Raw genomic sequence first — 26,416 nt, 5'->3', positions numbered from 1 at the left:
AAAACACTAGATGCTATCATGCCCTTTGTTCACCCAGTTTCGACTGTTCTTCCTGGAAAACCACGCAATGCGGCACGCCGAAATATCCCGCGATACCCTCGAAACCAAGATCCGCGTCAAGATCGATCTCGACGGCAGCGGCAAGAGTCAGCTCAACACCGGCATCGGTTTCTTCGACCACATGCTCGACCAGATTGCCCGCCACGGCAGCTTCGACCTGGAGATCGAGTCCGTTGGCGACCTGCACATCGACGGCCACCATACTGTCGAGGATGTGGGCATCACCGTCGGCCAGGCCTTCGCGAAGGCGGTCGGCGACAAGAAGGGGCTGACCCGCTACGGCCACGCTTACGTGCCCCTCGACGAGGCGCTGTCGCGGGTGGTGGTCGATCTGTCCGGCCGGCCCGGGCTGGAGTTCGAGGTGCCCTTCACCGCCGGCATGATCGGCGCGCTGGACACCCAGCTCGTTTACGAATTCTTCCAGGGCTTCGTCAATCACGCCGGCGTCAGCCTGCACATCGACAATCTCAAGGGGCGCAACGCGCACCACCAGTGCGAAACCGTCTTCAAGGCCTTCGGCCGCGCGCTGCGCATGGCGGTGACGCCGGACCCGCGCCAGGCCGGCATGGTGCCGTCCACCAAGGGGGCCCTATGAGCAAGCTTGCGATCATCGATTACGGCATGGGCAACCTGCGTTCGGTGGCCAAGGCCATCGAACACGTGGCTGCCGATGTGCAAGTCCTCGTCACCGCCGACCCGGCCGAAGTGCTGGCGGCCGACCGGGTGGTTTTCCCCGGTCAGGGCGCGATGCCCGACTGCATGCGCGAGCTCGACGCCCGCGGCCTGCGTCCGGCGGTGCTCGAGGCGGCCCGCAACAAGCCTTTCCTGGGTATCTGCATCGGTCAGCAGATGCTCTTCGAGCACAGCCAGGAGGGCGACGTGCCCGGGTTGTGCGTGTTCAAGGGCGAAGTGCGCCGCTTTCCCGCCGACAAGATGGTTGGCGCCGACGGTGCGCGCCTGAAGGTGCCCCACATGGGCTGGAACGAGGTGTGGCAGAAGCAGGCCCACCCGCTGTGGGTCGGCATCCCCGACGGTGCGCGCTTTTATTACGTGCACAGCTACTACGTCGATCCGGCCGATCCGGCTATCGTCGCGGCCACCACCGACTACGGCATCCCCTTTACCGGGGCGGTAGCGCAGGCTAATATCTTTGCCGTCCAGTTCCACCCTGAAAAAAGTGCCGCGGCGGGTCTCCAGCTCCTGTCGAACTTCATGTCCTGGAAGCCCTGACGCCCGGTCGCTTTTCATTCCCCCGTTTCGGTTTCAACTCCTCTTCCGCAATCTCTCGCTATGCTGCTGATTCCCGCTATTGACCTCAAGGATGGTCACTGCGTGCGCCTTAAACAAGGCGAAATGGACGCTGCCACCGTGTTCTCCGAAGATCCCCGGGCCACCGCCCGGCACTGGATCGAACAGGGGGCCCGCCGACTGCACGTGGTCGACCTCAATGGCGCCTTCGCCGGCAAGCCCAAGAACCAGGCCGCCATCAAGGCGATCCTGGCCGAGGTCGGCGACGAGATTCCCGTCCAGCTGGGCGGTGGCATCCGTGACCTCGACACCATCGAGCGCGTGCTCGACGCCGGCATCACCTACGTGATCATCGGCACCGCCGCGGTCAAGAACCCCGGTTTCCTGCACGACGCCTGCAGCGCCTTCCCCGGCCACATCATCGTCGGGCTCGACGCCAAGGACGGCAAGGTGGCCGTCGATGGCTGGTCCAAGCTCACCGGCCACGACGTGGTCGACCTCGCCAAGAAGTTCGAGGACTACGGCGTTGAAGGCGTGATCTACACCGACATCGGCCGTGACGGCATGCTCTCCGGCGTCAATATCGAAGCCACCGTCAAGTTGGCCCAGGCCCTGCGCATTCCGGTCATCGCCAGCGGCGGCATCGCCACCGTCACCGACGTCGAAGCGCTGTGCGCCGTCGAGGGCGAAGGCATCACCGGCGCCATCACCGGCCGGGCGATCTACGAAGGCACCCTCGATTTCGCCAAGGCGCAGGCCCGCGCCGACGAGCTCAACGGGGCCGCCTGAGTTCATGCTCGCCAAGCGCATCATTCCCTGCCTCGACGTCAGTGCCGGCCGGGTCGTCAAAGGCGTCAATTTCGTCGAACTGCGGGATGCCGGTGATCCGGTCGAGGTTGCCCGCCGCTACGACGAACAGGGCGCCGACGAGATCACCTTTCTCGACATCACCGCCAGCTCCGACGACCGCAACATCATCCTGCACGTGGTCGAGCAGGTGGCCGAGCAGGTCTTCATTCCGCTCACCGTCGGTGGCGGCGTGCGCTGCGTCGACGATGTGCGGCGCCTCCTCAACGCCGGGGCCGACAAGGTCAGCATGAACACCGCCGCGGTCAATAACCCGCAGCTGGTGGCCGACGCCGCCGGCAAGGTCGGCAGCCAGTGCATCGTCGTCGCCATCGACGCCAAGCAGGTCGCCCCGGGCAAGTGGGAAGTCTTCACCCACGGCGGGCGCAACCGCACCGGCCTCGACGCCATCGAGTGGGCGCAGAAGGTCGCGTCCCTCGGGGCCGGCGAGATCCTGCTCACCAGCATGGACCGGGACGGCACCAAGAACGGCTTCGATCTGGGCCTCACCCGGGCGGTGTCCGACGCGATCTCGATCCCGGTGATCGCCAGCGGCGGGGTCGGCAACCTCGACCACCTGGCCGACGGCGTCACCCTCGGCCGCGCTGACGCGGTGCTGGCGGCGAGCATCTTCCACTTCGGCGAGCACACCGTGCGCGAAGCAAAAGAGCTGATGCGCGCCCGCGGCATCGAGGTGCGCCTGTGAGCACCGCCTGGCTCGACGAACTCACCTGGGACAAGGACGGCCTGATCCCCGCCATCGCCCAGGACGCCGAAACCGGCGACGTGCTGATGTTCGCCTGGATGAACCGCGACGCGCTGGCGCGAACGGCTGAAACAGGCGAGGCGGTATATTTCTCCCGATCCCGCGGCAAGCTGTGGCACAAGGGCGAAGAGTCCGGCCACACCCAGAAGATCCGCGAGATCCGCATTGATTGCGACAACGACGTGGTCCTCCTCAAGATCGAGCAGGTGGGCGGCATCGCCTGCCATACCGGCCGGCGCAGCTGCTTCTTCCAGAAGCACTTCGCCGACGGGCGCTGGGAGGCCGTCGAACCGGTTCTGAAAGACCCGAAGGAGATTTACAAATGATCGACATCGAAGTGCTGCACCGCGTCGCCAACACCCTTGCCGAGCGCAAGGAGGCCAGCCCGGATTCGTCCTACGTCTCCAGCCTGTTCCACAAGGGCACCGACGCGATCTGCAAGAAGGTCGCCGAGGAGGCCGCCGAGACCATCATGGCGGCCAAGGACAAGGACCTGCTGCACGTGGTCTGGGAAGTCACCGACGTGTGGTTCCACACCATGGTGCTGCTGGCCCATTTCGGCCTGTCGGTGGACGACGTGCTCGCCGAGTTCCGCCGCCGCGAAGGCGTCTCGGGCATCGACGAGAAAAAAGCGCGAACCGCCGGCTGAGGAAGGCATCCAACAATGCATGATTGCCTGTTCTGCCGCATCGTCCGCGGCGAGATCCCTGCCGCAAAAGTCTATGAAGACGACGAGGTGCTGGCCTTCCGCGACATCCAGCCCCAGCGGCCGGTGCATGTGCTGGTGATCCCGAAGCGGCACATCACCTCGCTGGCCCATGCGGCGCCGGAAGACACCCCGGTTCTCGGCCGGATGCTGGCGGTCGCCAACGGGATTGCTGTCGATCAAGGCAGCACCGACGGCTTCCGGTCCATCATCAACACTGGCCGCGTCGGCGGGCAGGAAGTCATGCATGTGCACATGCACATCGTCGGTGGGCCGGATCCGGTCGGGCCGATGCTCAAACGGTAGTTACTAGGAGAATTCAATGGGTTCCTTCAGCATTTGGCACTGGCTGATCGTCTTGGTGATCGTGATGCTCGTCTTCGGCACCAAGAAGCTTCGCAACATCGGCCAGGATCTCGGAGGCGCGGTGAAGGGCTTCAAGGACGGCATGAAAGAAGCCGAGGGCGACAGCCAGAAGATCGGCGACGCCGCCAGCAAGCAGACCATCGACGCGGAAGCCCGGGAAAAGAACAAATCCTGATCCAGGCCCGGCAGCACGCGCGGCAGAGGGGCGCATCGAGCCGCCCCTCTTTTTGTTTCTGGCGTCCGCCGGCCCCAGGCGTTTCCTCACATTAGGCGAATCAGATGTTCGACATCGGTTTTTCTGAACTCATGGTCATCGGCATCGTGGCGCTGCTGGTGCTCGGCCCCGAGCGGCTGCCCAAGGTTGCGCGCACCACCGGGCACCTGTTGGGCCGCCTGCAGCGTTACGTCTCCGACGTGAAGTCGGACATCAACCGCGAGATGCAGCTCGACGAGCTGAAGAAGCTGCAGGAAGAAGCGCGCAAGTCGGCGATGGCCTTCGAAGGCACGGTGAGGAGCGAGATGGCGGGCGTCGAGAGCGGGCTCTCGTCATCGCTGCAATCGGCCTCGTCGGCGATCGGCGATCTCGAGAACACCCTCAAGTCCACGCCACCGGCCAGCCCCGAGCTCGTCGACACCGGGCACAGCCACGACGTCGTCTCCGATCTCCTCGACAAGCAGCTGGCCGAGGCCGAGCAGCACGCCGGCCCGCCCGTCTTCGTCGATGTTCCGCCCGCCGTGGCGCCCGCTGCGCCGGTGTCGGCAGGCGTCGATTCAAATGAGCCCGGCAGCGCCGGCAAGAGCACCCAGTCATGAGCGAGCCGCAGGAAGACAGTTTCATCTCTCACTTGGTCGAGCTGCGCGACCGCCTGCTGCGGGCCGTGGTTGCGGTGGTCGCGATCTTCGTGTGCCTGATGCCCTGGGCCGGCGACATCTACGACATCCTCGCGCACCCGATGATGAGTGCGCTGCCCGAAGGCACCAAGATGATCGCCACCGGCGTCGTCACGCCGTTCTTCGTGCCCATGAAGGTCACGCTGCTGGTGGCCTTCGTGATCGCGCTGCCCTTCGTGCTGTACCAGGCCTGGTGCTTCATCGCGCCGGGCCTCTACGCCCACGAGAAGCGCCTGGGTCTGCCGCTGGTGGTGGGCAGCACGGTGCTGTTTTTGGCGGGCATGGCCTTCTGTTATTTCTTCGTGTTCGGCACGGTGTTCAAGTTCATCGCCCAGTTTGCGCCGAAGAGCATCACCCCGGCGCCGGACATCGAGCAATACCTGGCCTTCGTGATGTCGATGTTCCTGGCCTTCGGCATCACCTTCGAGGTGCCGGTGATCGTGATCGTGCTGGTCAAGCTGGGGATCGTCGATGTGGCCAAGCTCAAGGAGGCGCGGCCCTACGTGATCGTCGGCGCCTTCGTCATCGCCGCAGTGGTCACGCCGCCGGACGTGGTGTCCCAGCTGATGCTGGCGGTGCCCATGTGCCTGCTCTACGAGCTGGGGATATTCCTGTCCCGCTTCGTTACCAAGACGCGCGCTGATGAGGCGGTAAGCAGCTGAAGGCTTGTCCTGGAATGACTGGCGGTGGGTCGATCCACCGCCTCCCGCGTGGTCCTCTTCACGGATCAGCGCCAGGCCGGAGGGCGCCTTGTGGCGCCCTCGTCGCATCCGGGACCGGGGTGTGCGGGTCTGCCGGGAAGGGGCGGCCCTTGCTGCACGCGGTCGTGCGCGGGCCTCGAAGCCCGGTTGGCGCCCTTTGCCACGGACGTCGCCCATCCGGGCGGCCCTGGTCTTCGGCTGCCTGGAGCCATGCCGATACATTCATCAAAAAAGCCCTCAAGCATCGGGGATGGCGTCCGTAATCAGACGTACTATTCCGCGTGAGAGAGTCGATGTACGCATTTCTGCGTGGTGCGGGTCCGGCGCTCCGGCTGGTGGTGTCCCTGTGGGTTGTCGTCGCGCTGCTGGCGGTGCCGGCGGCCAGGGCCGACCTGCTTGCTGACGTCCTCCAGCGCGGGGGGCTCCGGGTGGGGGTGGCGGTGGGCGTGCCCCTCTTCAGTTATCTGGATGCCCGCCAGGAGCTCGTGGGTTCCGACGTGGATACCGCGCGCCTGCTGGCGAGCGACCTGGGTGTCCGGCTCGAGATCGTGCGCCTCACCAACGCCGGGCGGCTCCCGGCGCTCGAGGCGGGCACGGTGGACCTGGTGGTTTCGAGCCTGGCGATCACCCCCGAGCGGGAGCAGGTGGTCGGTTTCTCGATGCCCTATGCGCGGCTCTACGTGGTGCTGGCCGGGCGCCCGGCGCTCAGTGTCAGTGGCTACACCGACCTTGCCGGCATGGAGATTGGGGTGACCCGCAATACCGCCAGCGGGGCGCTGGTGGCCCGCTTCGCACCGCGGGCCCGGCGGGTCGATTTCGAGAGCGACATGATGCTGATCGAGGCGGCGGCAGCCGGCCGGCTCGACCTCTTCTCGACCCAGAACGCCGTGCTCGACGCGGTGAACCAACGGGCCGGCTACAAGATGTTCGAGGGTAAGTTCGTCCAGCAGGAGATGGATGTGGCCATCGCCATGCCCCGACGGGAGCGGGCGCTGCGTGCCTGGGTCAACGCCTGGGTCTTCGAACAGCTGCGGAACGGCCGCCTCAACGAGATCTACCGCCGCCACCACGGGCGCGACCTGCCCGCCGAGCTGCGTCCTGCGCGGGGAGGGCGCTGAGATGGGGCGCGTCTCGAGGCGGGCCTGGCTGCGCTCGGTGCCCTTTGCGCTGCTGCTGGCCGTACCCGGGCTGGCGCGTGCCGACCTGTTCGGCGAGCTGCGGGCGCGGGGAGTGCTTCGCGTCGCAATCGCGGGCTCGGTGCCGCCCTACAATGCTTATCGGCCCGACGGGAGGGCCGAGGGCTCCGACGTGGACATCGCCCGGGCCCTGGCCCGTGATCTGGGCGTCCGGCTCGAGATCGTCCGGGTCATCAACTCCGAGCGGGTCGCGGTCTTGCTCGCCAGACGCGCCGACCTGGTCATCTCGGCGCTGTCGATCACGCCCGAGCGGGAGCGGCTGATCGCCTTCTCGGTGCCGTATGCGACCATCGGCGTGCTCATCGCGGCGCCGCGCTCGCTGCAGCTGTCGTCGCTGCTCGACCTCAAGGGGCGTCGGGTGGGGGTGCTGGCGGGCAGTTCGAACCTCGAACATCTGCACCAGCACGTCCCGGCTGCCAAGCTGCTCGCCTATGCCGACCATGACCTGCTGGTGAGCGCCTATCTGGCCGGCGATTTCGAGATCATGTCGGCCACCGAGAGCGTGGTGGCCGAGGTCAACGCCCGCCAGCCCTTGCGGCCCCTAGTCGAGCAGTTCAGGCAATCCGAGTTCGATCTGGCGGTGGCGATGCCGAAGGGCGAAAAACCCCTGCGCGACTGGATCAACCGCTGGATCGTGGCGCGCCTGCGCGACCAGACCCTGATGGCCATCCACTTCCGGCACCATGGGCGCAGCCCGGTGGTGGGGCACTGAGATGGGGCGCCTGGCGCTGCGGCCCGGTGGTGTCCGGCGGCTGCTGTCGGCGCTGCTGCTGCTCGTCGCGCCTCCGCTGGCCGCGCTCGAGACCGTCGACGGCGTGCGCACGCTGCGCTCCGCCGACGTCCAGCAGGCCGACTATCCGGCCGTGCAGGCGGTCCACGCCATGGGCCAGAGCCTGCACCGGCAGTCCGGCGGCAAGCTGGCCATCCAGGTTTATTCCGCGGCCCTGCTGGGGGACGAGGCCACCTTGCTGCAACTGACCCGCAGCGGCGAGCTGGATCTCAACCGGGTCAGCGCCCAGGCGCTGGAAGAGGTCTTCCCGCTGGTCCGGGTTCTGTCGCTGCCCTTCCTGTTCCGCGACGTGGATCACCTCAACCGGGTGCTCGACGGCCCCATCGGCGCCGAGCTGCTGGGGGCGATGAATGGCAAGGGGCTGGTGGCGCTGGCCTTCTTCGAGGCCGGGGGGCGTTCGATCTGCACGGTCAGTCATCCCGTGAGGCGCCCGGAGGACCTCAAGGGGCTGCGCATCCGCGTGCCACCGTCGGCGCTGGCCTCGGCCGTCTTCGAGGCTTGGGGCGCGCGGCCGATCAAGCTGCCTTTCTCCCAGACCGGCAACGCCCTCACCACGCACCTGATCGATGCGGCGGAGAACAATCTGCTGGCCTACGCCAGCGCCGAGCATCACCGCCATGCTCCGTGGCTCACGCTGACCCACCACACCTTCTCGCCAGAGGTGCTGGTCATGTCGCGGCGCAGCTGGGATGCACTGTCGGGCGCCGAGCAGGCGATGCTGCGCCGGGCCGCCCGCGAGGCCAGGCCGATGATGCGCGACATGTGGCAGCAGCGCGAGGAGCGGGTCGAGGCGCTGCTACGCCTGGGCGGGGTCAGCTTCGTGGACATCCCGCCGGCCGAGCGGGCCCGCTTCGAGGCGGCGCTGCGGCCGCTTTACGCGCGCTTTGTCGGCAGCCCCGAGCAGCGCCGGCTGATCGCCCGGATCCGCGCCCTCCGATGATCGCCCCGCAGCTCGCCCGCCTGCGTGCCCGCATCGACGCCTGGTTGCGCGCCACCTCCCTCGGGCGGCGCCTGACCCTGCTGTCGCTGCTCAGCGTCGCCGGCCTGACGATGTTGCTGGCGCTCAACCTGCTGAGCAGCGGGCTCAAGGATGCCTACTTCGACTCCATCGAGGTGCTCAACGTCCAGCAGCGGCAGCTGCAGCACTTCAACACCGAGACGGCCCGCCTGCAGGCCGCGATCCAGCAGTATCTGGCGGTGCCCGACGAGGCCCTGGTGCGGCAGATCGATGGGGCCACCGAGCTGTTGTTCGCCGAGCTCGACACCACCGACAAGACCCGCGCCGATTACGCCGATGAGCTGGCCTCGCTGCGCCAGTCGCTGCAGAGCTTTGTGGCGGGGTATCAGGAGCTCAAGCGCATCAACCTGGAGATCGACCGCATCTACCACCGCGAGCTCCTCGAGTCGGCGCAGCAGTCGGCCCGCCTGCTCTCGCTGATGCTCAGCCGCAGCGCCGAGAACACGGGCCAGACCCTGATCGGACCGGCGTCCCGCTCGCTGATCGACGCCTTCGTGGATGCGCTGCTGAAGATGAACGCCTATTACGCCCGGCGGGAGGTTAACGTGAGCCTCGCCACGCGCACCTCGCTGGAGCGGGTGGCGCAGCTCTCGCCCCTCATCGAGCAGCTCACCCACGACGCGTTCGAGCGGGCGGTGCTGCGCGACCTGGGCGAACGCACCCACCGCATGATCTCCGGCCTGGGCAGCCTGCAGCGGGCCTACGCCCGGCGCGCCGCGGTGATGGAGCGGCAGATCGAGGCCAGCCAGCGCGACATCGCCCGGGTCGCGTCGTCGCTGGACGAGCGCCATGCCGGCATCGAGGCCGAGCTGCGTGCCCGCTACACCTCCCGCCTGAGCATGATCAACGCGCTGTCGGTGATGATCGGCGCGGTCGTCATCGGCGTCACCTTGCTGCTCGGAGCGCTGGTGGCGGCGTCGATCCGCGAGCCCCTGCGGGCCCTGCTGCGCACCGTCGAGGCCTTCTCCCGCGGGCGCTTCGACGAGCCGGTTCCCGACGTGGGTGACAACGAGCTGGGCCGGCTGGCCGGTGCCCTCCGGGAGTTCCGCCAGAGCGCCGGCCAGCGCGCCCTCGCCGAGCGGGCGCTGCGCGAGAGCGAGGCGCGCCTGCGCACCCTGTCGGACATGTCGAGCGACGTGTTCTGGGAGGTCGACGCCGACTTCCGTTACACCGCGCTGTCGGGCCTCAGGGCCAATGAACTGCTCGCCTGGCACGTCATGCTGCTCGGCGTGTGCCCGTGGGACAACCCGGGCGTCAAGGGCGAGCCGCTGGAATGGAGCCGGCTGCGCAACGCCTTCGAGAGCCATCAGCCGTTCCGCGACCTGCAGTTTCAGCTCCAGCTGCCTGACGGAGGCGTCATCCATCTGCAGGTCAGCGGCGACCCGGTTTTCGGGCACGACGGTGGCTTCTGCGGCTTTCGTGGCACCGGCAAGGACATCTCGAAGCAGAAGGCCGTCGAGGCGGAGATCCGGCGGCTCAACCAGTCCCTCGAGCAGCGCGTGGCCGAGCGCACCACCGAGCTGCGCCAGACCAACGAGCGCCTGGCCCATGCCCTAGAACACCTGGTGCAGGCTGAGAAGCTCGCCTCCCTGGGCAACCTGGTTGCCGGCGTGGCTCACGAGCTCAACACGCCCCTGGGTAACACCCTGCTCACGGCCACCCACCTGCGCAACCGTGTCCATGAGCTGCAGGATGTGTTTAAAACAGGGGCCATGCGGCGCTCCGAGCTCACCGCCTTCATCGAACTCTCCAGCGACGGGCTCGATCTCATCGAGCGCAACCTCAACCGGGCCGCGGGCCTGCTGGCCAACTTCAAGCAGGTAGCGGTCGACCAGACCAGCGCCCAGCGGCGCCGCTTCGATTTGCGCAAGACCGTCGATGAAGTCGTCGCGACCCTGATGCCAGGCCTGCGCAAGCGCAGGCTGGTGCTCGTGGTGGACATCCCCGAGGGGCTGGAACTCGACAGCTTCCCGGGGCCGCTGGAGCAGGTCATCGCCAACATCGTCACCAACGCCGCCATCCATGCCTTCGGGCCGGATGAGGCCGGTGAGCTCTTCATATTGGCCGAGCCGGTGGGCACCGGGGAGATCGAGCTCTGCATTCGCGACAATGGCTGCGGCATTCCGCCGGAGGTGCAGGGGCGGGTGTTCGACCCCTTCTTCACCACCCGCATGGGGCAGGGCGGCAGCGGGCTGGGGCTCTACATCGTCTACAACATCGTCACCAGCCTGCTGGGGGGCAGCATCGAGGTGAGCAGCACGCCCGGCGGCACCTGTTTCACGATGCGCTTCCCGGCCTGTGCGCCGGATGCCCCCGAGGGCCTGGCCAGCGTGCTGAGCGTCACCCAGGCCCTGCCGCCGCCCGGCCGCGCTTGACCCCGCGCCGATCGCGGGAGTACAAAAGCCGGGGGCGCTCATCGGGGGCGCCCCGTGGTTCCAGCCAGCGCAGGCCTTCACCGGGTGCCGCTCAGGATCATGAAGATCAATCTCTTCGCCTACCATCTATGGCAGCGCTTCTGGGCCATCGCCTCGCCCTACTGGCGCGGCGACGAGCGGCTGAGGGCGTGGGGCTTGCTGGCCTTACTGGTCGTCCTGCTGCTGGGCCAGACCCGCTTCGCGGTGATGCTCAACGAGCAGACCGGCGAATTCACCTCGGCCCTGGCGGCCCGCGACGAGACGCGCTTCTGGGATTCGATCCAGTTCTGCGTGGTGTTGCTGCTGATGGCGGTGCCGATCTTCGCGTTCTACTTCTATGTCCGCGACACCCTGGGCATCCACTGGCGGCGCTGGCTGACCAACCGCTTCCTCGAGAGCTATTTCAGCCACCGCCAGTACTACGAGCTCAACGCCAGCGCCATCATCGACAACCCGGATCAGCGCATCGCCGAGGACATCAGCACCTTCTGCTCGCGTTCCCTGTATTTCCTGCTGATCTTCATCGGCTCCTTCCTGCAGCTGATCGCCTTCAGCCGCGTGCTGTGGTCGATCTCCCACGAGCTGGTGTATGTGCTGGTGGTGTACGCTGTTTCGGGCACCCTGATCGCCATCGTGTTCTTCGGCTCGCGGCTGATGAGCCTCAATTTCCAGCAGATCCGGCGCGAGGCGGATTTCCGCTACAGCCTCCTGCGGGTGCGCGACAACGCCGAATCCATCGCCTTCTACCGGGGCGAGGCCCAGGAGCTGCACCAGGTGCGGCGGCGCTTCAGCGCGGCCTTCAAGAACTTCAAGCAGCTGATCCGCCAGCAGCTGGGGCTCAACTTCTTCCAGTACGCCTACAGCCTGATGAACATCGTGCTGCCCAGCGCCATCGTCGCCTCCCAGGTGCTCTCGGGCGAGCTGGAGGTGGGCCGCGCGGTGCAGGCGGCGGGGGCCTTTGCGGCGGTGCTGAGCGCCATCTCTCTGATCGTCGAGAATTTCGAGAGCCTCTCCCGCTTCACCGCCGGGGTCGACCGGCTCGATACCCTGGCGCGGGTGCTGGGCCCCGCCGCCGAGCTGCAGCCGCGCAAGGGAAGCACCATCCAGTCGGCCGAGGCGCCCCACCTGGCCCTGCAGAACGTCACGCTGCACACTCCCAACTACGAACGCATCCTGGTGCAGAACCTGTCGGTGATGGTGAAGCCGGGCGAGAGCCTGCTGATCGTCGGTGACAGCGGCTGCGGCAAGAGTTCGCTGCTGCGGGCCATTGCCGGGCTGTGGTATGCGGGCAGCGGCAGCATCCTGCGCCCGCCGGCGAGCGAGATGCTCTTTCTGCCCCAGCAGCCCTACATGCAGTTCGGCACCCTGCGCAGCCAGCTGCTCTACCCGCACAAGACAGGCACGGTGCCCGATACGCGCCTGCTGCGAGTGCTGGAGCAGGTGAATCTGCCGGACCTGGCCGAGCGTTTCGGCAGCCTCGACGTGGAGATGGACTGGGAGAAGGTGCTCTCGATCGGCGAGCAGCAGCGCCTGGCTTTTGCCCGGGTGCTGCTGTTCCAGCCCCGCTATGCCATCCTCGACGAGGCCACCAGCGCCCTCGACAGCGCCAACGAGGCCGCCCTTTACGGCCTGCTGCTCGAGGCTGGCACCACGCTGATCAGTATCGCCCACCGGGCCGCGGTGGTCCGCTACCACACCCAGGTGCTGGAGCTCACCGGCGACACCGGCTGGCGCCTGCACCCGGCGGCGGGTTATCACTTCGGGCAATAAGCCAGGAAAGACTTGTTTGGCAGTGAAGACGCATCGCGGCGGGCGATAAAGCCTCGCTCGCCGGCCAGGAAGCTTGGCGGCATTCGAAGAAAGCCCTGGCGGCGGCGAAGACCGCGGGAGCGCTGTGCCGGAGGGAAACGGCTGGACATAAAAAAAACCGCAGGCACCAGGCTTTGCGGTTTTTTGAGAGGGCTTGCACAGCCCTCTGATGGGCTCCCGGAGGCTCAGACGTTAAAGTGAAAGATGGCCTTGGAAGTGCCATTTTTACTGGGTCTCAGCGCGGTTTGGCTCATTCCGTAGTCACTTCCGTATACATTTTTTGCGGACATCCCCATTCGGGTGGCCTCACCCGTGTTCACTTGGTCTGCTCCGCCAAGAGATCAAGCACGTCGGTCTCCAGGATCGCGCCCAGCTTGCAAAGGACCAGCAGGGACGGGTTGCCCACAGCGCGCTCGATCTGACTCACGTAGGTGCGATCCACATCCGCGCTCAGGGCGAGCGCCTCCTGCGACAAGCCACGCTTGCCCCGGAAGTCTTTCATGTTGCGCGCCAAGTCCTGACGCACTTGCTCGTAGTCTCGTCCCATCAACGCCGAGCATGGGCGTCATGAGACCTTGAATCCACGGACTATATTCGACAATGTCGAATATAGTCTTCATAATCAGCTCAACTTGGGATCAAAGGGAGCTGATGGATGAGTGGACTCTGCTTTCGGATGCTGGCCGGGCTGGCCGTTGTGATGACCGTGACCGGTTGTGTCACGACACAGCCGCAGGCTGACGGTTCTACCAAGGTTCACCTCTCCTTGGGTGGCGTGTCGAAGGTAAGCCAAGGTAACGTGGCACCGCCTCCTACTACCGAGACTCGCCCAGCCGTCGTTGCCAATCAAGCAAAGCCAGACCAAAGCGCGCCGCCCGGCGCTCCTGGCATCCGTGCAACAGCCCTGGCAGGCGTCTTCAGCAAGCACTCCTACGACGGAACGCCCAAGACCTACTTCCCCCGCGTGGCAGTCACGGTCACAGACTGGTCCCGCCGTGACTGCTGGATCGGTACGGCCACCATCTGGTGGAGCAAGAGCAAGTCCGAAGCTGTGCCCGCCTTCTCTGTGTGCTGGGGACAGTCGGTGGGGTACGCGGTCAACAACGCCGCGAACCTGCACCTCTTCATGCAGCAGATGGCGGTCGAGCACAGCGGCAATGTCCGCACTGTTGGCCCCAAGCCGCCCATGCTGGCCATCCCAGACCGGCAGCCGATCAGCGAGCGGCAGCAGCTCGCTTTTCAGGGGTTTGTCCAGCAACTGGTGCTAGACACCGGCTGGCAGCCGGGCGCACCAACCAATCTCTGGTTGGTAGGGTATGACGCCAACGCGGTCATCAAGCCAACCGTGCCTCCTGCCTCCAGCAACGGAGCGTCGCAGCCCGTGGACGCCAAGACCAAGGCGCAGCTCGAACAGGCGCTGAGCTGCACGGCCATCGGTCCACGATTTGAACTGGCTGAGTCACTGCTCAAGCAGTCGGGATGGAATCCCGATCAAGGCGTCACGCCGGTCACGCTCACCGAGCCCGTCAAGGTCTATGGGTTCAGCGTCCGTAAAGTTGCGGTGTCACGTGACGGGGGTGAGCAAACCTACCGCAGCTACTTGCCCGGTCTTACGGTCCAGCAGCTTGCGAAATCAGGCTCGTTGAAGCTGGGCAAGGACGGTAAGACCTATGGCCGTTTGACCAAGGTCGGTGTGTTGTCGGCAGGCATGGAGGGCGGCGAAGTCACGCTGACCTGCACCGTCAACACCGAAGGCTCGGAGGGCTGACCATGGCGATGCAATGCCCGAGCTGCGGCAGCACGCACATTCAGCCGATGGCTGTCGTGCATGCAGGCGGCACGCAGCAGTTCTACGCAACGCACACGGCGGTCACTTCAGATGGGCAGTTCGTTCAAGGTAGCAGCCAGGGCTCGCAGTCCACGGCGTTGGCCCAGCACTGCGCCCCGCCCGCACCGCCGTCACCGCTACCTTTCATCGGGGCATATGGGATTGGCGGCATCATCATCTACATGTCGATGACGGTGTGCCCGTTGTTGGCGCGTGAGTGCGTATACGTCGGCATGGCAGGCCTGCGCTACAACTGGAAGCAAGCGGCTGTCGGCTTGGGACTCATCGCGCTGGGCTGGCTGCTGATGAAGGGCTGGCGTACCCAGGCGAAGGTCTACAGTGCCGCGAAACGCCAGTGGCAGAGCACGTGGTTTTGCCATACGTGCGGGCAGGCACATCGCAGGACATGATCGGTACGCACCCGTTATCGTAGTTACCGTAATTACGATAACGGGTGCATAGACTACCGCTGGACAGTCAAGCCAGCGGTGAAACCGATACTACGTTTCCCACCGTCCGAAACCAGCTGTAGGTCCTTGGGGCGGATGTGATCGCGCAGATCCCTTGCGGCATGCCCAAGCGCCCGTCGCAATGCCAGGCCCAGACTTCGCGGCGGCAAGTGCTTCAACTTCTCCAGAACGGCCCCGTCGAGAGAGGGTACGAAGGCAGAACCCCAGCTGGCTTCGGCACGCATTCGTCCATAGATGTTCTGCGCGATTCGTGCGATCTGATCGGGCGTGGGTGCTTGGACATGCAGCACCGTGAGCCGCGACAGCAATGGGCTCGGGATGCCATCCACACTGTTTGCCGTCGCGATCCAGTTCACGTGGCTGGCATCGATGGTGAAATCACGAATAGAGAGGTCCGTGAAGGACCGTGCGCTGCGGGGCTCAAGAAGGGTGTATAGCGCCGCCAATGGGTCGTACTGGCGCACCTGCTCAGTCTTGTCCAGTTCATCCAAGACCACGACGGGGTTGGCCTTTGGCTGGTAGGCAAGCAGTTCGAACAGGAGGCCAGGCTCGGAATTACTCCAGAAGGCTTCTGACCCAGCCAGTGGAGAACCAGATTGGGCGCTTGCCATGTCGAACACACGGAAGGGCAAGGCCAGCCTTTCCGCCAGCCAGCGAGCCGCTCCTGTTTTGCCGATGCTCGCAGGCCCGACCAGCAGTAGCGGCGACCAGGCAACGCGGCCATCGCCCATCGCATTGAGGGCAAAGTGATCGTGCAGCACCTCAGCCAGCTCGCTGAAGTTCGGGAAGGCTTGTGTGAACTCTTCGATCAGCACGTCCCACTCGTCGGGCAGCATGCCGAGCGTGCGCCGCTCATGGCCGGCCGCCCGGATGCGCTCCGCAATCTGCTGGGCACGCTTGAACTTTTCGTCTGCCTTCGCGCGATGGCGGTCAACAAATTGTTTGAGGCCGGAAGCGTCCAGAAAGGCGATCAACGGTGCGTGCTTGTCGTTAGTCGAAGTGCTGCTATCGCGTGCGGGGACGGGGCTGTCGGGCAGGTCTTTCTTGGCGGCTTCAGTGCGAGTGGGTGCATCGCGATCAGTAGTGCTGCTCGCACGCTCGGCATCCGCCAACTCCAAGGCCTTCGCAGCTCTCTTGAAACGCTGGATGTCCTCTGCGAACAGTCCGACCACTTGCTCGTGCGCAGCGCACCGAGCACCTTGGGGAGCATTGGCATCGCCACCGAAAACTGGAGCACCACACACAGGGCAGCACTGCTGGGCGGCGTGCCGAGCCTGTTCCACCACATCGAGCAAGGCGCGCTCGCGCTGGATGCTGGCATCGGAGACCTCGACTCGGACCGCCAGCTTTTCCCTGGTTGCGGTGACACAGAACAGCGGACGACGCTGGTAGTCACTGCGATGCATCAACCGCTCGCATTGAGTGATCAGCTCGGCGACCACGGCGAGATGGCCTGGGGCGGGCTGAAACACCTGCTTCTCCAGCCAAGGGTGAAGTCGCTTCAGCTCTTCGACGGCCTCTTGGTACTCTCGGCGTCGCATGGGGCGGTACTTCCGTTGCAGGTCGGTCATGGTACTCTCCATTTAACTATAAATTACTATAACGACTCAAACAGGGCATGCCAAGCCTTGGCTGGGTGATGGCCGCCTTGTTATAGTGATTTACTGTTAGAACAATGCAGGTGCCGTATGCCGACACTTCAGGCCGAACAACTGCGTGCCATAGCAGCCGCACTCATGCGACTGCGTGGCGATACGCTGAGCTCTGTGGGGATGGCCACTGGTATCCGTCCGGCGAACCTCTCCGTTTGGCTGAGGGGCAAAGAGCAGGTCATTTCTGCCAAGCGCGTGGCGACGTTGATGTATCACCTAGGGCTGGAGGGGAGCAGCCTACGCGCAGATATCCTCCACCAATGGCGGGACGCTGGTGCCTTAGATGACGTGGGACTGGTGCTGAACGCCCTCGTCGGCTCTGAGGCTGTTGTGCTTTACCAGGATGGTCAGCCAGGCCTTACCAAGACCCGGTTCCTGCAAATTGGCGATGTACTTGCCCGCATCGAGCTAACCGCTGGCTTTGCGGCCGCGCAGGACTTGGCCGATTTCATTCAGCCGCACCGTGTGATCGTGCTGGCTGAGCCTCTTGCTGCGGTCCCGGTCGAGTCGGTCAGAGCCACGCGTGAAGCATTGCTTACGCTGGCTGAGCAAGCAGCAAATGATGTGGACGACGACGAACTGTTGGACAGCCTGCTGTTTCAGATTGGTAATAGCAGTTGGCCGACCGCCTCATCCAACACCAGCTCTCCCGTCGGTTGGCAAAAACTGGAGCAAGCACTACGCGCAGCACTGCATGATGGGTTTGAGCCCAGCGCGATTGCTCAATGGATCTCCGCAGCACGGGATAGCCAGAAATAGGCATTAATTGTTGCAAAAATGCAACGAGCGATGATTTATTTCGCTCGCGCCGTCATCTGTCCCCTTGCGATCCGCGAATCGCGCAAGTGGCTGTTGATAAAAGACATTTTTCAGTTCAAAAGATGGCGATTCAGTTTTCTAGCTTCTGATTGAAAACAACTGATTCCATATCCGTCATTCGGCGGTGAATGGCCGTTGGTCGGTGATTTCCGAAAAACCTCTTTCGTGTCCGTGCCCGAGCGGAAGTCAATCGCCCAATGCGAAGTTGAACTGTCCGTTTCATTGGGGCGGCATTGCTTGCGTTTCTCCGTATGGTCAAAAACATGCCGCTGCACGTTTTTGACAATCGCATCAGTTATCTGAATTTGTCATGTAAATCGCGGAACATAGCCAAAATCTGAGCCTCTGGACACGCCGACAACGCAGAACGAAGAATTGCCTGTCATTACACGAAATGGTGGGCAATCAAATGAAAAACCGCATCCTCCGGTACAGCGACCTGGAAACCCAGTTGGGCATGAACCGCGTCACCATCTGGCGCAGGACGAGAACAGACCCAACCTTCCCGCGCCCGATCCGCCTGGGCAACTCTCGCAACGCGGCCATCGGATTTCTTGCTGAAGAAATCGAGGCCTGGATTGCCCAGCAAGCTGCTACCGCACGGGTGGGCCGCTGATCATGAAGGTCAGTGGAGACGCCCATGAACGCCTCTCAGTTGCTGATCGTTCGGCGTCGCCATGCGGGGAATTTCACCCAGATTCCCAACTCGCTGATCCGCAACGAGCATCTCAGTCTGAAAGCGCTGGGGGTGATCGTGCACTTGCTCTCCCTCCCGCCAGGCTATCGCATCAGCCTCGAAGGTCTGTGCGCTGTACGCAAGGAGGGGGAGACGGCCATGCGAACAGCCATCAAGCAGCTTGAGAGCCTGAACTACATGCGAATCGTCCGCGACCGTTCGGCATCGGGGCAATTCATTCAATCCAGATGGTTTGTCAGCGATGAGCCGATTGTGGACTGGGCTCCACACCTTGAAAACCCACGTGTGGAAGAGCCAGTTCTGGATCAGCCAGTCCAGGGCGATCAAGGGGCTACAAACACTGGGTTTAAAGAAACATTGGATTCATCAAAAACAACCACTACCGGGCCAGAGGACACGCCACCTGACTCTGACCAGTCGCCGGCCTTGATCATGGACGAGGCGGATGAAGAGTGCTGGTTGTGGTTGTGCCAAAAGCTATCACTCGAACCCCAAAAGACGCAGGATCAATGCACGGGTCTCTCCACCTCCGTAGCCCTGGATGTCTTGGCAGAAGTCCTCGAATGCAAGCGCCAAAACAGCATTCGGAAGACTGTCCCCCAATTCCTTGCCTCCCTGCTGCGAAGGGCTCGCGAGGGCAAGTTCAGCTTGTCGGCTGGGTCAGAGCTGCGACGCGACCTTCGCCAAATCATCAGGCGGCAACGCGCTATGGAAGCCGCAGCCGAGCCAACTCAAGCAATCGTGACGGATCGGCCAGTGGTGGACAGGGCCCGCGCCAGAGAAAGGCTCCAGCAGATGCGTGATGAACTCGCAAAGAAGGCACGGACACCGGCAATGTCACGAGGCACAGCATGAACAACAAAAACTTGGAAAACCGATTCGCCTGGCGAGATGTCGTGGCGGATGACAAATGGGCGGGCTGGGGATGGATGCAAACCTGCACCGTGGCGACGGGCAAGGTCAATATTGAATGCATACCGCAACCAGCTCTCGGCGGCGACCGAAGCATGCGGCTTTGTCTCATTGCGCTCGATCAGGCCACGTTGATCGAATATACGGACACTGGCTTCGTGCTCCGCGAGTATGTGGCCCGACTTTCATTCGATGCTGTCATCGACAGGCTGCGGCAAGTCCCATCAACTCCAGTCCATTTGGCCGCGCCGGAATTGCTGAATGGCCTGGCGGATGACGGTCTGCTCGTGCAAGTTTTTGGTAATCAGCGGAGGCGTCGTGGGCAACTCACACACTGATTACACAATATGCGCCACAGTGCCCCCACATGTTTGCCACACTGTTAACACAAGGTTTGGCATCAAATCGGCCAATTGTTCACACAGTTTCGCCCATTGGTTCGCACAGGCTCAACACACTGTTCGCACATTGGGCGGCGGGGTCCAGGGGATTTTCCCCTGGCCGACATTTATCGTTGCGATAGCGGCGATAAATATAGTCGGTCACTATGTTTTCAGCGACGGTGCCCCATGATCACAGGCGGCATCCAGTTTGTTCACATCGCTGTCTATTCGCTGCATTCACCGAAGAAAACCTCGCGGGGAGCAGACCGTAAATGGGCTGTGCGCGACGTGATTGCTGAGGCCAGCCGCGAGCCGCAAGCGTGCTTGCATGTGCCTAGGCCGAGGCCACCCAACCTGCTGCATGGTCCCAGCCTCGCCGAGCTGGAAGCCGAAGTTGGCGCCATCCATGCGCGCAGCCGTGACGCAGCTGGTCGCCGTTTGCGAAAGGACGCGTCCGTCCTGCTGGCTGGCGTGGCGTCGTATCCACGTGGAGGCATTGAGTACAGCTACTGGAAGCAAAGCACCTTGGAGTGGCTGCAAACGGAATTCGGTGATCGCGTTCGGTCCGTTGTCGAGCACACCGATGAGGCGCACCCGCACCTCCACTTCTATGTCGTCAATCCTGACGGTGGCAACGTCAAGGACTTGCATCCCGGCTTCCGTGCGGCAAAGGGCGCTCAAACACCCAAGGAACAGCGTCTTGCCTACAACACGGCAATGCGCGCATTTCAGGACCGATTCTGGGAGCACGTTGCCGGGCCGTCTGGACTCGCTCGTTTGGGGCCGGGCCGACAGCGCATGAGTCGTGCGCAGTGGACGCGGGTGAAGTTCGGGCTGCCGGCGCAGGCCTCGTTGCTCCAGCGTGCGCGTGAGATCACGCGTGGGACGGGTGAGCGTGACCGTCAGCTTCGCTCATTCGCGCACAAGACGATGCTTGAAGCGCAGTTGTTGATCAAGGAGTTGGAAGCGCGGGAGGCTCGCGTTCTGGCACTTGAAGCCAGGTTGGGATTGAAGCCGCCCGTGTCCGACTCGAACGATCCTGACAAGGCCTAACCCGATCAAAACAGGTTCAAACCCTATTTAACTGGCTGAAAGTGGCGTAGACTGTGTTCAGTTGCCGCCGCTTTGGCGGCGCATTTTTGTTTGGATGCAGATATGGACGACCGCTGGCTCTCTGTCGATGAAATCGCCGACTACCTCGGCGTAGCCAAAGACACCATCTACACCTGGGTGACCTCCAAAGGCATGCCGGGGCACAAGGTTGGGCGCTTCTGGAAGTTCAAGAAAGAAGACGTGGACGCCTGGGTGCGTGAGGGCGGTGCCGCTGCCAGCAGTGATGACTTTGACGACAAGGAGCCCCGCAATGCCTAAGCAGCGCTCCGCACAGGACAACAACGACATGAGCGACCTTGATCAAGAAGCCCAAGCGCCCGAGAGAGCGCTCGAAGAGGGCAAGGTCTTTGACTACATCACCGGCAACCCGGTGAAGGACAGCGACAAAGAGCAAGTCCGCCAGCGCATCGCCCGCGCCATCATCCATGAGTACGGCATTGCTGCCGAAGACATGGAGCCTGACTTCAAGGTCAAGGTGCTGGGTAAGAACCGCAAGCTCGACATCGCCATCTTCAAGCCTGGCCAAGCACACACGGTGGACAACCTCTACCGCGCAGTGGTGGTGGAGAAAGAGCCCAAGCTCGGCACCAAAGGTGCCTATCGCATGCGTGATCCGGAAGAGGCGCGCAAAGAGTTCGAGGTGCTGGAAACCGTGATGGCCGAAGTCGAAAGCTGCGACTACGGCCTGTGGACCAACGGACTGGAGTTCTTCTTCTTCAAGAAAGAAGTCACCCGCTTCGACACCAAGTTCAAGCCCATCGGCGACTGGCCCCTGGGTGACGACACCTTCAGTGTGGAAGGCCGCTCCATGGGGCGCCTGCGCCGTGCCGATCCGGTCATGCTGCGCACAGCGTTCCGCCGCTGCCACAACTACATCCACGGCAATGAAGGCATGCCCAAGGATGCGGCCTTCTGGCAGTTCCTGTACCTCATCTTCTGCAAGATGTATGACGAGCAGCAGCCCAACGATGCGCGTCGCTTCTGGGTAGGGCCGTTCGAGCCGTTTGAAGCTGCTGGCCGAGAGCAAATCCGCCTGCGCATCAAGCCGCTTTTTGAGGCGGTGAAGAAGAAGTACGACGGCCTGTTCAAGGGCAACGAAGAGATCACCCTGTCCGACCGCGCACTGGCATTCATCGTCTCCGAACTGGCCCGCTACGACTTTGGTCGCACCGATGTGGACGCCAAGGGCACGGCCTACCAAGAAATCGTTGGCACCAACCTGCGTGGAGATCGCGGCCAATACTTCACCCCGCGTGGCGCCATCAGTCTTGTGGTCAAGATGTTGGCACCCAAAGAGCATGAGCGCGTGCTCGATTCGTCCTGCGGTACGGGTGGCTTCCTGGTCGAGACCTTGAACTACCTGAACAAGGTCTTCCACGAAGAGAAGCGCATTAAGGCAGGCGACGAGAATACGGAAGAGTTCGTCTCCATTCGAGACCGGTTGGCCCACTTCGCGGCCAACAACCTGTTCGGCGCCGACTTCGACCCCTTCCTGGTTCGCGCGGCACAGATGAACGTGATGATGGCTGGCAATTCGCTCGGCCACCTCTATCACATGAACTCGCTGGAGTTCCCGGCAGGCCACCTGCCTGGTGTGCCTGCTGCGAAGGCAGCCATCCCGCTTGGCACCATCGATGTCTTGATGACCAACCCGCCGTTTGGCTCGGACATTCCGGTCACCGAAAAGACCATCTTGGAGCAGTACGAGCTGGCCCGCCGCTGGGAGCGGCAAGGCGATGGCTTCGTGATGACCAACGCCATTAAGCCTGCTGTGTCGCCAGAGGTACTGTTCATCGAGCGTTGCGTCAAGTGGCTCAAGCCGGGGGGGCGTGCGGGCATCGTCTTGCCTGACGGCATCCTGGGCAACCCTGGCGATGAGTACATCCGTTACTGGATTCTTCGCCACTGCTGGGTGCTGGCTAGCATCGACCTGCCGGTGGAATCTTTCATTGTCGAGGCCAACGTCAACATCTTGACTAGCTTGCTATTCCTGAAGCGCAAGCCCGAAGAGGTGATCAAGGCAGAAGACCTGGGCCAGAAGAAGGACTATCCCGTCTTCATGGCGGTCGCCGAGAAGGTGGGCTTCGACCGCCGTGGCAACACGCTCTACAAGCGCCACCCTGACGGAGAAGAAATCCTGGTGGATGTCAGCCACGAAGAGAAGGTCCGCATCGGCGGTGGCCTGCAAGTGCGCACGCTCCACCGCAAGGAGCGCATCCTCGACGACGACCTGCCCGAAATTGCCAAGGCGTATGCCGAGTTCCGCGCCCAACATCCGGAGCCAAGCAAATGATCACGCGACTTGAAGCCACACGCTATCGCTGCTTTGAACACCTTGGCATCGATGTTGGCGATTTTCGTGTGCTCGTCGGGGCTAACGGCTCTGGCAAGAGCACGCTACTCGATTTGCCGGGGCTATTCGGCGACCTCCTGGACGCTAAATATGTAATCGATGCATTCGTCCCGCGTCGTCGCAAGTCGTCGGAAGGCAAAGCTCGCGCCAGTAGTCTTAGAGAACTCGTGTTTGCTGGTCGGGGGGATGACTTTTCTTTCGCCATCGAGGCGAGATTGCCAGAAGAGGTCCAGTCAAAACTCGTCGAAGGTATGTTTCAACGATTGAGTAAGGCTCAACGGCAAAAAACTCAATCCGCGTTGGACATCGACAAAAAGCGCTGGCCTTCACATATCCGATATGAGCTAGGGCTCAGAGTCTCTGAAGATCGAGATCTGCATGTGGTTCAGGAGTTCCTCTTCGTCTTCCCGGAGGCCTTCAAACCGAATCGTGAGGAGCCTGGGTATCAGGGCGTTCGCGTGGGCGAACGGAAGGGCAAGGGCTGGCGAATGATCTTGCAGCGCGAATTTGGCCAAACGGCTGAATTTACGCCAGAAGTTCCGCCACCAGGAGCTCGAACTCGTTCCACAAAAGTCGGCATTGGCAATACCTTGCTTGCAATGCCGCGGATGCTCTTTGAGTCGGAGCATGAGTATCCCGCGTCACGTTGGTTGCATAGTCTACTGACTACAGAAACGGTGTTTCTCAATCCTGACTGGGAGGAAATGCGGTTTGCCTGCCCACCAGGTCAGCCCAAAGCGATCACAGCGGACGGTCGAAACGTGCCATGGCTCGCGCTGGACTTGAAGCGGGAGGGGGCTCCTGAGGGTGCTCCTGCCAACTACCGCAGCGAGCGCTATGCCGACTGGATTGCCCACGTGCAAACCGCGTTGCCGCAGGTCGTTGACATCGAAGTACGTGAACGTGAGGACGACCACCACGCCTACTTCGTGGTCAGCTACAAGGGCGACTTCAAAGTGCCGTCACCCGGCTTGTCGGATGGCACCCTGCGCATCCTCACACTGACGCTGCTGCCCTACCTCAGCAAGCAGCCGGCCATCTTGGTGACCGAGGAGCCAGAAAACGGTATCCATCCCCGTGCCATCGAAGCGGTCTTGCAATCGCTCTCGTCCATGTACGACAGCCAAGTCTGGGTGTCATCACATTCGCCGGTCGTGCTAGCGCGCGCCAAGCTGGATCAATTGCTGTGTGCACGACTGGCCAGCGAGGGTGGTGTGGAGATGGTCGCCGGGACGGATCATCCTCGCCTGCAAGAGTGGCGAGGTGGCATCGATCTTGGCAGCCTGTTCGCAGCGGGGGTGCTGGGATGATAAACAAGCGACCGTGCGTCATCCTGGTGGCCGACAGCAATATGGCGGCCACCTTCCGTGGCTACTTCAAGCGCGAGGCTTGGCACCTGAGTCTCGGTTGCTCGCCCTTCGAGATCAACACTGATGTCGGTGCTGACCTGCTGGTGGACGAAGGCGGCAACGACCCTGGCGTCTACACCAAGGGCCACGAGTTGTTGCGCCCTTACCAGAACAGCCACCATCGCGCCCTCGTGGTGTTGGATTGCGAATGGGACGGCTCGCCTGGTAAGGATGCCATCGTTGCCCACATCACGGCCAAGCTGGTGGCCAGTGGCTGGGCTGAGGATGCGGTCAAAGTGATAGCCATCGACCCCGAGTTAGAGAACTGGCTGTGGCAGGACAAGCCGCAGGTGGCAGACGTGCTTCGCTACAAAGGCGACAAGTCGCTGCGCCAGCATCTGGCGGAGAGCGGATGGTGGCCTGCAAACGCCGCCAAACCAACGCGGCCGAAGGAGGCCGCCGAATGGGTGCTGAAGCAGACCCGGCAACCTCGCTCTTCTGCGATCTACCAGAAGCTGGCTGAGCACATCTCGATCAAGGGGTGTACCGATACGGCTTTTGCCGAGATGCACGCAGCATTTCTTGCATGGTTCCCCCTGGAGGTCGCCGTATGACCTTCACGAGCTTCAAGAATGCACGCATTGTCCGGTCCGGTTGGCTTGACGAAGGCGGCCGACGACTCGATTGCAACCCTTATATGTCTGGCGCTCAAGAAGCCAGGGATGCTCTGCGGCGTTTGAATGTTCGCAAAGACGCTTTGCGAACCCTCACTAAAGGATACGCAGGTGGCATCTACAACGGACCGATGTTCAAGCGCAATTATGTTGAGTCGCCTGAGCACGGTGTGCCATTTATTAGCAGCGGCACCCTCTTGCTCGCAGACCTGAGTACGCTCTCACTGCTGCGCGCGAAGGATGCGAAGTCCTCACGGTTGTCTTATCTTCGACTGCGGCCAGGGATGACGATGATTTCGTGCTCCGGAACGATCGGCCGGATGTCCTATGTGCGGCCAGATATGGCGGGCGTCTGGTCGTCGCAGGACGTATTGAAGGTCGTCCCAGATCCTGACGCTATTCAACCGGGTTATCTGCACGCATTCCTCTCCAGCCGCTACGGCGTGCCTTTGGTCGTCTCTGGCACATATGGCGCCATCATTCAGCACATTGAGCCGGAACACATCGCCGACCTGCCGGTTCCAAGATTTGATATTCCGACCGAACACGAAATTGCGTCGAAAGTAGATGCCGCTGCCCGCGCACGTGCGGAGGCGGTGGAATCGCTCCGCGAAGCCGCAAATCGCCTGTACAAGAGACTCGGGCTGAAGCAGCCAACACCCGTTGCCTCTTTACCAAAACCAGACGTCGCAATGGTTTCAAGCGAAGTCTTTAAAGATCGAGGGGACGCGTATTACTACAGTGCCAGGAATTCAGAGTCACGAATTGCACTAGACGGTGCGACCGAAAATCACCAGCTGGGAGAGATTGCAGAGGTCTTCATTCCAGGTATCTTCAAGCGACTTTATGCGTCCGATCCTCAGTTTGGCAGTCCCTACATCACGGGAGGGGACGTGTTCGAGCTGGCCCCTACCTCAGACAAGTACTTGATGAAGCGCGTGGCCGCTGAGTACGGCCTGCTGCTCAGGAAAGGAATGATCGTTGTGCAGGAGGCCGGTCAACTGGGAGGCCTCATTGGACGCTCGGTGATGGTCGGCAGCTATCTCGACGGGTTCTCCTGCAGCAACAACATGATTCGGATCGTCCCTGAAGACGACAGCGACGTTGGCTATCTGTTCACACTCCTGTCTAGCGAGCATGGAGTTAGATTGCTTTCGCGAGAAGCAGCTGGGTCCAGCATTCCTCACACCGATGAGCAACGCGTCAAGCGAATTCAAGTGCCTTGGCCTTCGCGCACAGACCGGGAATATATCGGCGCCCCTGCGATTCGCGCACGGGAATTGAGAGATCAAGCTTGCGTTTGGGAGCGCGAAGCGCGAGACATGTTGGAAGCAAGAGTTCTAGGAGAGAAGTGA

The 26,416-nt window shown here is 62.8% G+C and carries 29 protein-coding genes; 27 read left to right on the top strand and 2 right to left on the bottom strand.

The annotated features are described in order from the left end of the window. Positions 1-67 precede the first annotated feature (67 nt). From hisB to ZRA01_RS04805, 15 genes are all read left to right on the top strand, one after another. Positions 68-655 (top strand): imidazoleglycerol-phosphate dehydratase HisB, encoded by a 588-nt coding sequence (gene hisB, locus ZRA01_RS04875; protein ID WP_141349854.1) that lies wholly within the window; start codon positions 68-70, stop codon positions 653-655. Next, entirely contained in the window at positions 652-1,290 is a 639-nt protein-coding gene (gene hisH / locus ZRA01_RS04870) for an imidazole glycerol phosphate synthase subunit HisH (RefSeq protein WP_141349852.1), read from the top strand. The genes hisB and hisH overlap by 4 nt, the downstream gene beginning before the upstream one ends. Positions 1,291-1,350: 60 nt before the next feature. Then, positions 1,351-2,097, top strand: a complete 747-nt coding sequence (gene hisA / locus ZRA01_RS04865; RefSeq protein WP_141349850.1) for a 1-(5-phosphoribosyl)-5-[(5-phosphoribosylamino)methylideneamino]imidazole-4-carboxamide isomerase — start codon at positions 1,351-1,353, stop codon at positions 2,095-2,097. A 4-nt stretch (positions 2,098-2,101) separates the two neighbouring features. Continuing rightward, a complete protein-coding gene (hisF, locus tag ZRA01_RS04860) occupies positions 2,102-2,860 on the top strand; it encodes an imidazole glycerol phosphate synthase subunit HisF (RefSeq protein WP_141349849.1) in 759 nt (252 codons plus the stop codon). After that, a complete protein-coding gene (gene hisI, locus ZRA01_RS04855; protein WP_141349847.1) occupies positions 2,857-3,246 on the top strand; it encodes a phosphoribosyl-AMP cyclohydrolase in 390 nt (129 codons plus the stop codon). Before hisF ends, hisI begins: the two co-directional genes overlap by 4 nt. Continuing rightward, a complete protein-coding gene (locus tag ZRA01_RS04850) occupies positions 3,243-3,569 on the top strand; it encodes a phosphoribosyl-ATP diphosphatase (RefSeq protein ID WP_141349845.1) in 327 nt (108 codons plus the stop codon). Before hisI ends, ZRA01_RS04850 begins: the two co-directional genes overlap by 4 nt. A 15-nt stretch (positions 3,570-3,584) precedes the next feature. Next, positions 3,585-3,932, top strand: coding sequence for a histidine triad nucleotide-binding protein (locus tag ZRA01_RS04845; protein ID WP_141349844.1), 348 nt, complete (start codon positions 3,585-3,587; stop codon positions 3,930-3,932). A 16-nt stretch (positions 3,933-3,948) separates the two neighbouring features. Continuing rightward, the gene (gene tatA / locus ZRA01_RS04840) at positions 3,949-4,167 is read left to right on the top strand and encodes a Sec-independent protein translocase subunit TatA (protein WP_141349842.1); all 219 of its coding nucleotides are present in this window, start codon (positions 3,949-3,951) and stop codon (positions 4,165-4,167) included. Between the two features lie 104 nt (positions 4,168-4,271). Beyond that, on the top strand, positions 4,272-4,805 hold the full coding sequence (tatB, locus tag ZRA01_RS20940) for a Sec-independent protein translocase protein TatB (RefSeq protein WP_246093282.1): 534 nt from the start codon (positions 4,272-4,274) through the stop codon (positions 4,803-4,805). Then, entirely contained in the window at positions 4,802-5,545 is a 744-nt protein-coding gene (tatC, locus tag ZRA01_RS04830) for a twin-arginine translocase subunit TatC (protein ID WP_141349841.1), read from the top strand. The genes tatB and tatC overlap by 4 nt, the downstream gene beginning before the upstream one ends. A 332-nt stretch (positions 5,546-5,877) precedes the next feature. Beyond that, on the top strand, positions 5,878-6,702 hold the full coding sequence (locus ZRA01_RS04825; protein WP_141349839.1) for a transporter substrate-binding domain-containing protein: 825 nt from the start codon (positions 5,878-5,880) through the stop codon (positions 6,700-6,702). Between the two features lies 1 nt (position 6,703). Next, positions 6,704-7,492 carry a transporter substrate-binding domain-containing protein gene (locus ZRA01_RS04820; protein ID WP_141349838.1) on the top strand — a complete coding sequence of 263 codons (789 nt, stop codon included), beginning with the start codon at positions 6,704-6,706 and terminating at the stop codon, positions 7,490-7,492. Position 7,493: 1 nt separating this feature from the next. Further along, positions 7,494-8,510: a TRAP transporter substrate-binding protein DctP gene (gene dctP, locus ZRA01_RS04815; RefSeq protein WP_170182908.1), complete on the top strand. Its 1,017-nt coding sequence runs from the start codon at positions 7,494-7,496 to the stop codon at positions 8,508-8,510. Beyond that, positions 8,507-10,963: an ATP-binding protein gene (locus ZRA01_RS04810; RefSeq protein WP_141349834.1), complete on the top strand. Its 2,457-nt coding sequence runs from the start codon at positions 8,507-8,509 to the stop codon at positions 10,961-10,963. Before dctP ends, ZRA01_RS04810 begins: the two co-directional genes overlap by 4 nt. A 99-nt stretch (positions 10,964-11,062) precedes the next feature. Further along, positions 11,063-12,772: an ABC transporter ATP-binding protein/permease gene (locus ZRA01_RS04805; RefSeq protein WP_141349832.1), complete on the top strand. Its 1,710-nt coding sequence runs from the start codon at positions 11,063-11,065 to the stop codon at positions 12,770-12,772. Between the two features lie 355 nt (positions 12,773-13,127). Here the strand turns inward: ZRA01_RS04805 and ZRA01_RS04800 are convergent, their stop codons facing one another. Next, entirely contained in the window at positions 13,128-13,358 is a 231-nt protein-coding gene (locus ZRA01_RS04800; RefSeq protein WP_103524200.1) for a helix-turn-helix domain-containing protein, read from the bottom strand. Between the two features lie 108 nt (positions 13,359-13,466). Here ZRA01_RS04800 and ZRA01_RS04795 point away from each other — a divergent pair, with 108 nt between their 5' ends. Together ZRA01_RS04795 and ZRA01_RS04790 are read left to right on the top strand one after the other, a co-directional pair. Continuing rightward, entirely contained in the window at positions 13,467-14,579 is a 1,113-nt protein-coding gene (locus ZRA01_RS04795; protein WP_218028653.1) for a hypothetical protein, read from the top strand. Between the two features lie 2 nt (positions 14,580-14,581). Further along, a complete protein-coding gene (locus tag ZRA01_RS04790; RefSeq protein WP_141349830.1) occupies positions 14,582-15,049 on the top strand; it encodes a hypothetical protein in 468 nt (155 codons plus the stop codon). Between the two features lie 53 nt (positions 15,050-15,102). Here ZRA01_RS04790 and ZRA01_RS04785 read toward each other — a convergent pair whose 3' ends face one another. Further along, positions 15,103-16,680, bottom strand: a complete 1,578-nt coding sequence (locus ZRA01_RS04785; RefSeq protein ID WP_218028652.1) for an AAA family ATPase — start codon at positions 16,678-16,680, stop codon at positions 15,103-15,105. Positions 16,681-16,797: 117 nt separating this feature from the next. Here ZRA01_RS04785 and ZRA01_RS04780 point away from each other — a divergent pair, with 117 nt between their 5' ends. From ZRA01_RS04780 to mads5, 10 genes are all read left to right on the top strand, one after another. After that, a complete protein-coding gene (locus ZRA01_RS04780) occupies positions 16,798-17,520 on the top strand; it encodes a hypothetical protein (RefSeq protein WP_141349828.1) in 723 nt (240 codons plus the stop codon). A gap of 469 nt (positions 17,521-17,989) precedes the next feature. Further along, positions 17,990-18,196, top strand: coding sequence for a helix-turn-helix transcriptional regulator (locus ZRA01_RS04775; protein ID WP_103524196.1), 207 nt, complete (start codon positions 17,990-17,992; stop codon positions 18,194-18,196). Between the two features lie 24 nt (positions 18,197-18,220). Then, on the top strand, positions 18,221-19,132 hold the full coding sequence (locus ZRA01_RS04770; RefSeq protein ID WP_141349826.1) for a hypothetical protein: 912 nt from the start codon (positions 18,221-18,223) through the stop codon (positions 19,130-19,132). Continuing rightward, a complete protein-coding gene (locus ZRA01_RS04765; RefSeq protein WP_141349824.1) occupies positions 19,129-19,527 on the top strand; it encodes a hypothetical protein in 399 nt (132 codons plus the stop codon). Before ZRA01_RS04770 ends, ZRA01_RS04765 begins: the two co-directional genes overlap by 4 nt. A gap of 231 nt (positions 19,528-19,758) precedes the next feature. Further along, a complete protein-coding gene (locus tag ZRA01_RS04760) occupies positions 19,759-20,625 on the top strand; it encodes a plasmid recombination protein (RefSeq protein ID WP_141349822.1) in 867 nt (288 codons plus the stop codon). 102 nt (positions 20,626-20,727) lie between these two features. Next, positions 20,728-20,943, top strand: coding sequence for a methylation-associated defense system helix-turn-helix domain-containing protein MAD1 (gene mads1 / locus ZRA01_RS04755; protein WP_103524192.1), 216 nt, complete (start codon positions 20,728-20,730; stop codon positions 20,941-20,943). After that, the gene (gene mads2, locus ZRA01_RS04750; protein ID WP_218028651.1) at positions 20,936-22,978 is read left to right on the top strand and encodes a methylation-associated defense system DNA methyltransferase MAD2; all 2,043 of its coding nucleotides are present in this window, start codon (positions 20,936-20,938) and stop codon (positions 22,976-22,978) included. The genes mads1 and mads2 overlap by 8 nt, the downstream gene beginning before the upstream one ends. After that, positions 22,975-24,348: a methylation-associated defense system AAA family ATPase MAD3 gene (gene mads3, locus ZRA01_RS04745; RefSeq protein WP_141349820.1), complete on the top strand. Its 1,374-nt coding sequence runs from the start codon at positions 22,975-22,977 to the stop codon at positions 24,346-24,348. Before mads2 ends, mads3 begins: the two co-directional genes overlap by 4 nt. After that, complete coding sequence (gene mads4, locus ZRA01_RS04740; protein ID WP_141349818.1) at positions 24,345-25,001, top strand: methylation-associated defense system protein MAD4; 657 nt, start codon at positions 24,345-24,347, stop codon at positions 24,999-25,001. Before mads3 ends, mads4 begins: the two co-directional genes overlap by 4 nt. Next, positions 24,998-26,416: a methylation-associated defense system restriction endonuclease subunit S MAD5 gene (gene mads5, locus ZRA01_RS04735; RefSeq protein ID WP_141349816.1), complete on the top strand. Its 1,419-nt coding sequence runs from the start codon at positions 24,998-25,000 to the stop codon at positions 26,414-26,416. Before mads4 ends, mads5 begins: the two co-directional genes overlap by 4 nt.

The organism is Zoogloea ramigera, from assembly GCF_006539865.1.
Classification (GTDB): Bacteria; Pseudomonadota; Gammaproteobacteria; order Burkholderiales; family Rhodocyclaceae; genus Zoogloea; species Zoogloea ramigera.
Note: the sequence above shows the minus strand (reverse complement) of the source record. Positions and strands in the feature narration are given on the sequence as shown.

What these genes read in the sequence shown, in the direction of transcription:
- hisB (WP_141349854.1), top strand. Translation starts at nt 68, where the DNA reads ATGCGGCACGCCGAAATATCCCGCGATACCCTCGAAACCAAGATCCGC.
- hisH (WP_141349852.1), top strand. Translation starts at nt 652, where the DNA reads ATGAGCAAGCTTGCGATCATCGATTACGGCATGGGCAACCTGCGTTCG.
- hisA (WP_141349850.1), top strand. Translation starts at nt 1,351, where the DNA reads ATGCTGCTGATTCCCGCTATTGACCTCAAGGATGGTCACTGCGTGCGC.
- hisF (WP_141349849.1), top strand. Translation starts at nt 2,102, where the DNA reads ATGCTCGCCAAGCGCATCATTCCCTGCCTCGACGTCAGTGCCGGCCGG.
- ZRA01_RS04850 (WP_141349845.1), top strand. Translation starts at nt 3,243, where the DNA reads ATGATCGACATCGAAGTGCTGCACCGCGTCGCCAACACCCTTGCCGAG.
- ZRA01_RS04845 (WP_141349844.1), top strand. Translation starts at nt 3,585, where the DNA reads ATGCATGATTGCCTGTTCTGCCGCATCGTCCGCGGCGAGATCCCTGCC.
- tatA (WP_141349842.1), top strand. Translation starts at nt 3,949, where the DNA reads ATGGGTTCCTTCAGCATTTGGCACTGGCTGATCGTCTTGGTGATCGTG.
- tatB (WP_246093282.1), top strand. Translation starts at nt 4,272, where the DNA reads ATGTTCGACATCGGTTTTTCTGAACTCATGGTCATCGGCATCGTGGCG.
- tatC (WP_141349841.1), top strand. Translation starts at nt 4,802, where the DNA reads ATGAGCGAGCCGCAGGAAGACAGTTTCATCTCTCACTTGGTCGAGCTG.
- ZRA01_RS04825 (WP_141349839.1), top strand. Translation starts at nt 5,878, where the DNA reads ATGTACGCATTTCTGCGTGGTGCGGGTCCGGCGCTCCGGCTGGTGGTG.
- ZRA01_RS04820 (WP_141349838.1), top strand. Translation starts at nt 6,704, where the DNA reads ATGGGGCGCGTCTCGAGGCGGGCCTGGCTGCGCTCGGTGCCCTTTGCG.
- dctP (WP_170182908.1), top strand. Translation starts at nt 7,494, where the DNA reads ATGGGGCGCCTGGCGCTGCGGCCCGGTGGTGTCCGGCGGCTGCTGTCG.
- ZRA01_RS04810 (WP_141349834.1), top strand. Translation starts at nt 8,507, where the DNA reads ATGATCGCCCCGCAGCTCGCCCGCCTGCGTGCCCGCATCGACGCCTGG.
- ZRA01_RS04805 (WP_141349832.1), top strand. Translation starts at nt 11,063, where the DNA reads ATGAAGATCAATCTCTTCGCCTACCATCTATGGCAGCGCTTCTGGGCC.
- ZRA01_RS04800 (WP_103524200.1), bottom strand. Translation starts at nt 13,358, where the DNA reads ATGGGACGAGACTACGAGCAAGTGCGTCAGGACTTGGCGCGCAACATG.
- ZRA01_RS04795 (WP_218028653.1), top strand. Translation starts at nt 13,467, where the DNA reads ATGAGTGGACTCTGCTTTCGGATGCTGGCCGGGCTGGCCGTTGTGATG.
- ZRA01_RS04790 (WP_141349830.1), top strand. Translation starts at nt 14,582, where the DNA reads ATGGCGATGCAATGCCCGAGCTGCGGCAGCACGCACATTCAGCCGATG.
- ZRA01_RS04785 (WP_218028652.1), bottom strand. Translation starts at nt 16,680, where the DNA reads ATGACCGACCTGCAACGGAAGTACCGCCCCATGCGACGCCGAGAGTAC.
- ZRA01_RS04780 (WP_141349828.1), top strand. Translation starts at nt 16,798, where the DNA reads ATGCCGACACTTCAGGCCGAACAACTGCGTGCCATAGCAGCCGCACTC.
- ZRA01_RS04775 (WP_103524196.1), top strand. Translation starts at nt 17,990, where the DNA reads ATGAAAAACCGCATCCTCCGGTACAGCGACCTGGAAACCCAGTTGGGC.
- ZRA01_RS04770 (WP_141349826.1), top strand. Translation starts at nt 18,221, where the DNA reads ATGAACGCCTCTCAGTTGCTGATCGTTCGGCGTCGCCATGCGGGGAAT.
- ZRA01_RS04765 (WP_141349824.1), top strand. Translation starts at nt 19,129, where the DNA reads ATGAACAACAAAAACTTGGAAAACCGATTCGCCTGGCGAGATGTCGTG.
- ZRA01_RS04760 (WP_141349822.1), top strand. Translation starts at nt 19,759, where the DNA reads ATGATCACAGGCGGCATCCAGTTTGTTCACATCGCTGTCTATTCGCTG.
- mads1 (WP_103524192.1), top strand. Translation starts at nt 20,728, where the DNA reads ATGGACGACCGCTGGCTCTCTGTCGATGAAATCGCCGACTACCTCGGC.
- mads2 (WP_218028651.1), top strand. Translation starts at nt 20,936, where the DNA reads ATGCCTAAGCAGCGCTCCGCACAGGACAACAACGACATGAGCGACCTT.
- mads3 (WP_141349820.1), top strand. Translation starts at nt 22,975, where the DNA reads ATGATCACGCGACTTGAAGCCACACGCTATCGCTGCTTTGAACACCTT.
- mads4 (WP_141349818.1), top strand. Translation starts at nt 24,345, where the DNA reads ATGATAAACAAGCGACCGTGCGTCATCCTGGTGGCCGACAGCAATATG.
- mads5 (WP_141349816.1), top strand. Translation starts at nt 24,998, where the DNA reads ATGACCTTCACGAGCTTCAAGAATGCACGCATTGTCCGGTCCGGTTGG.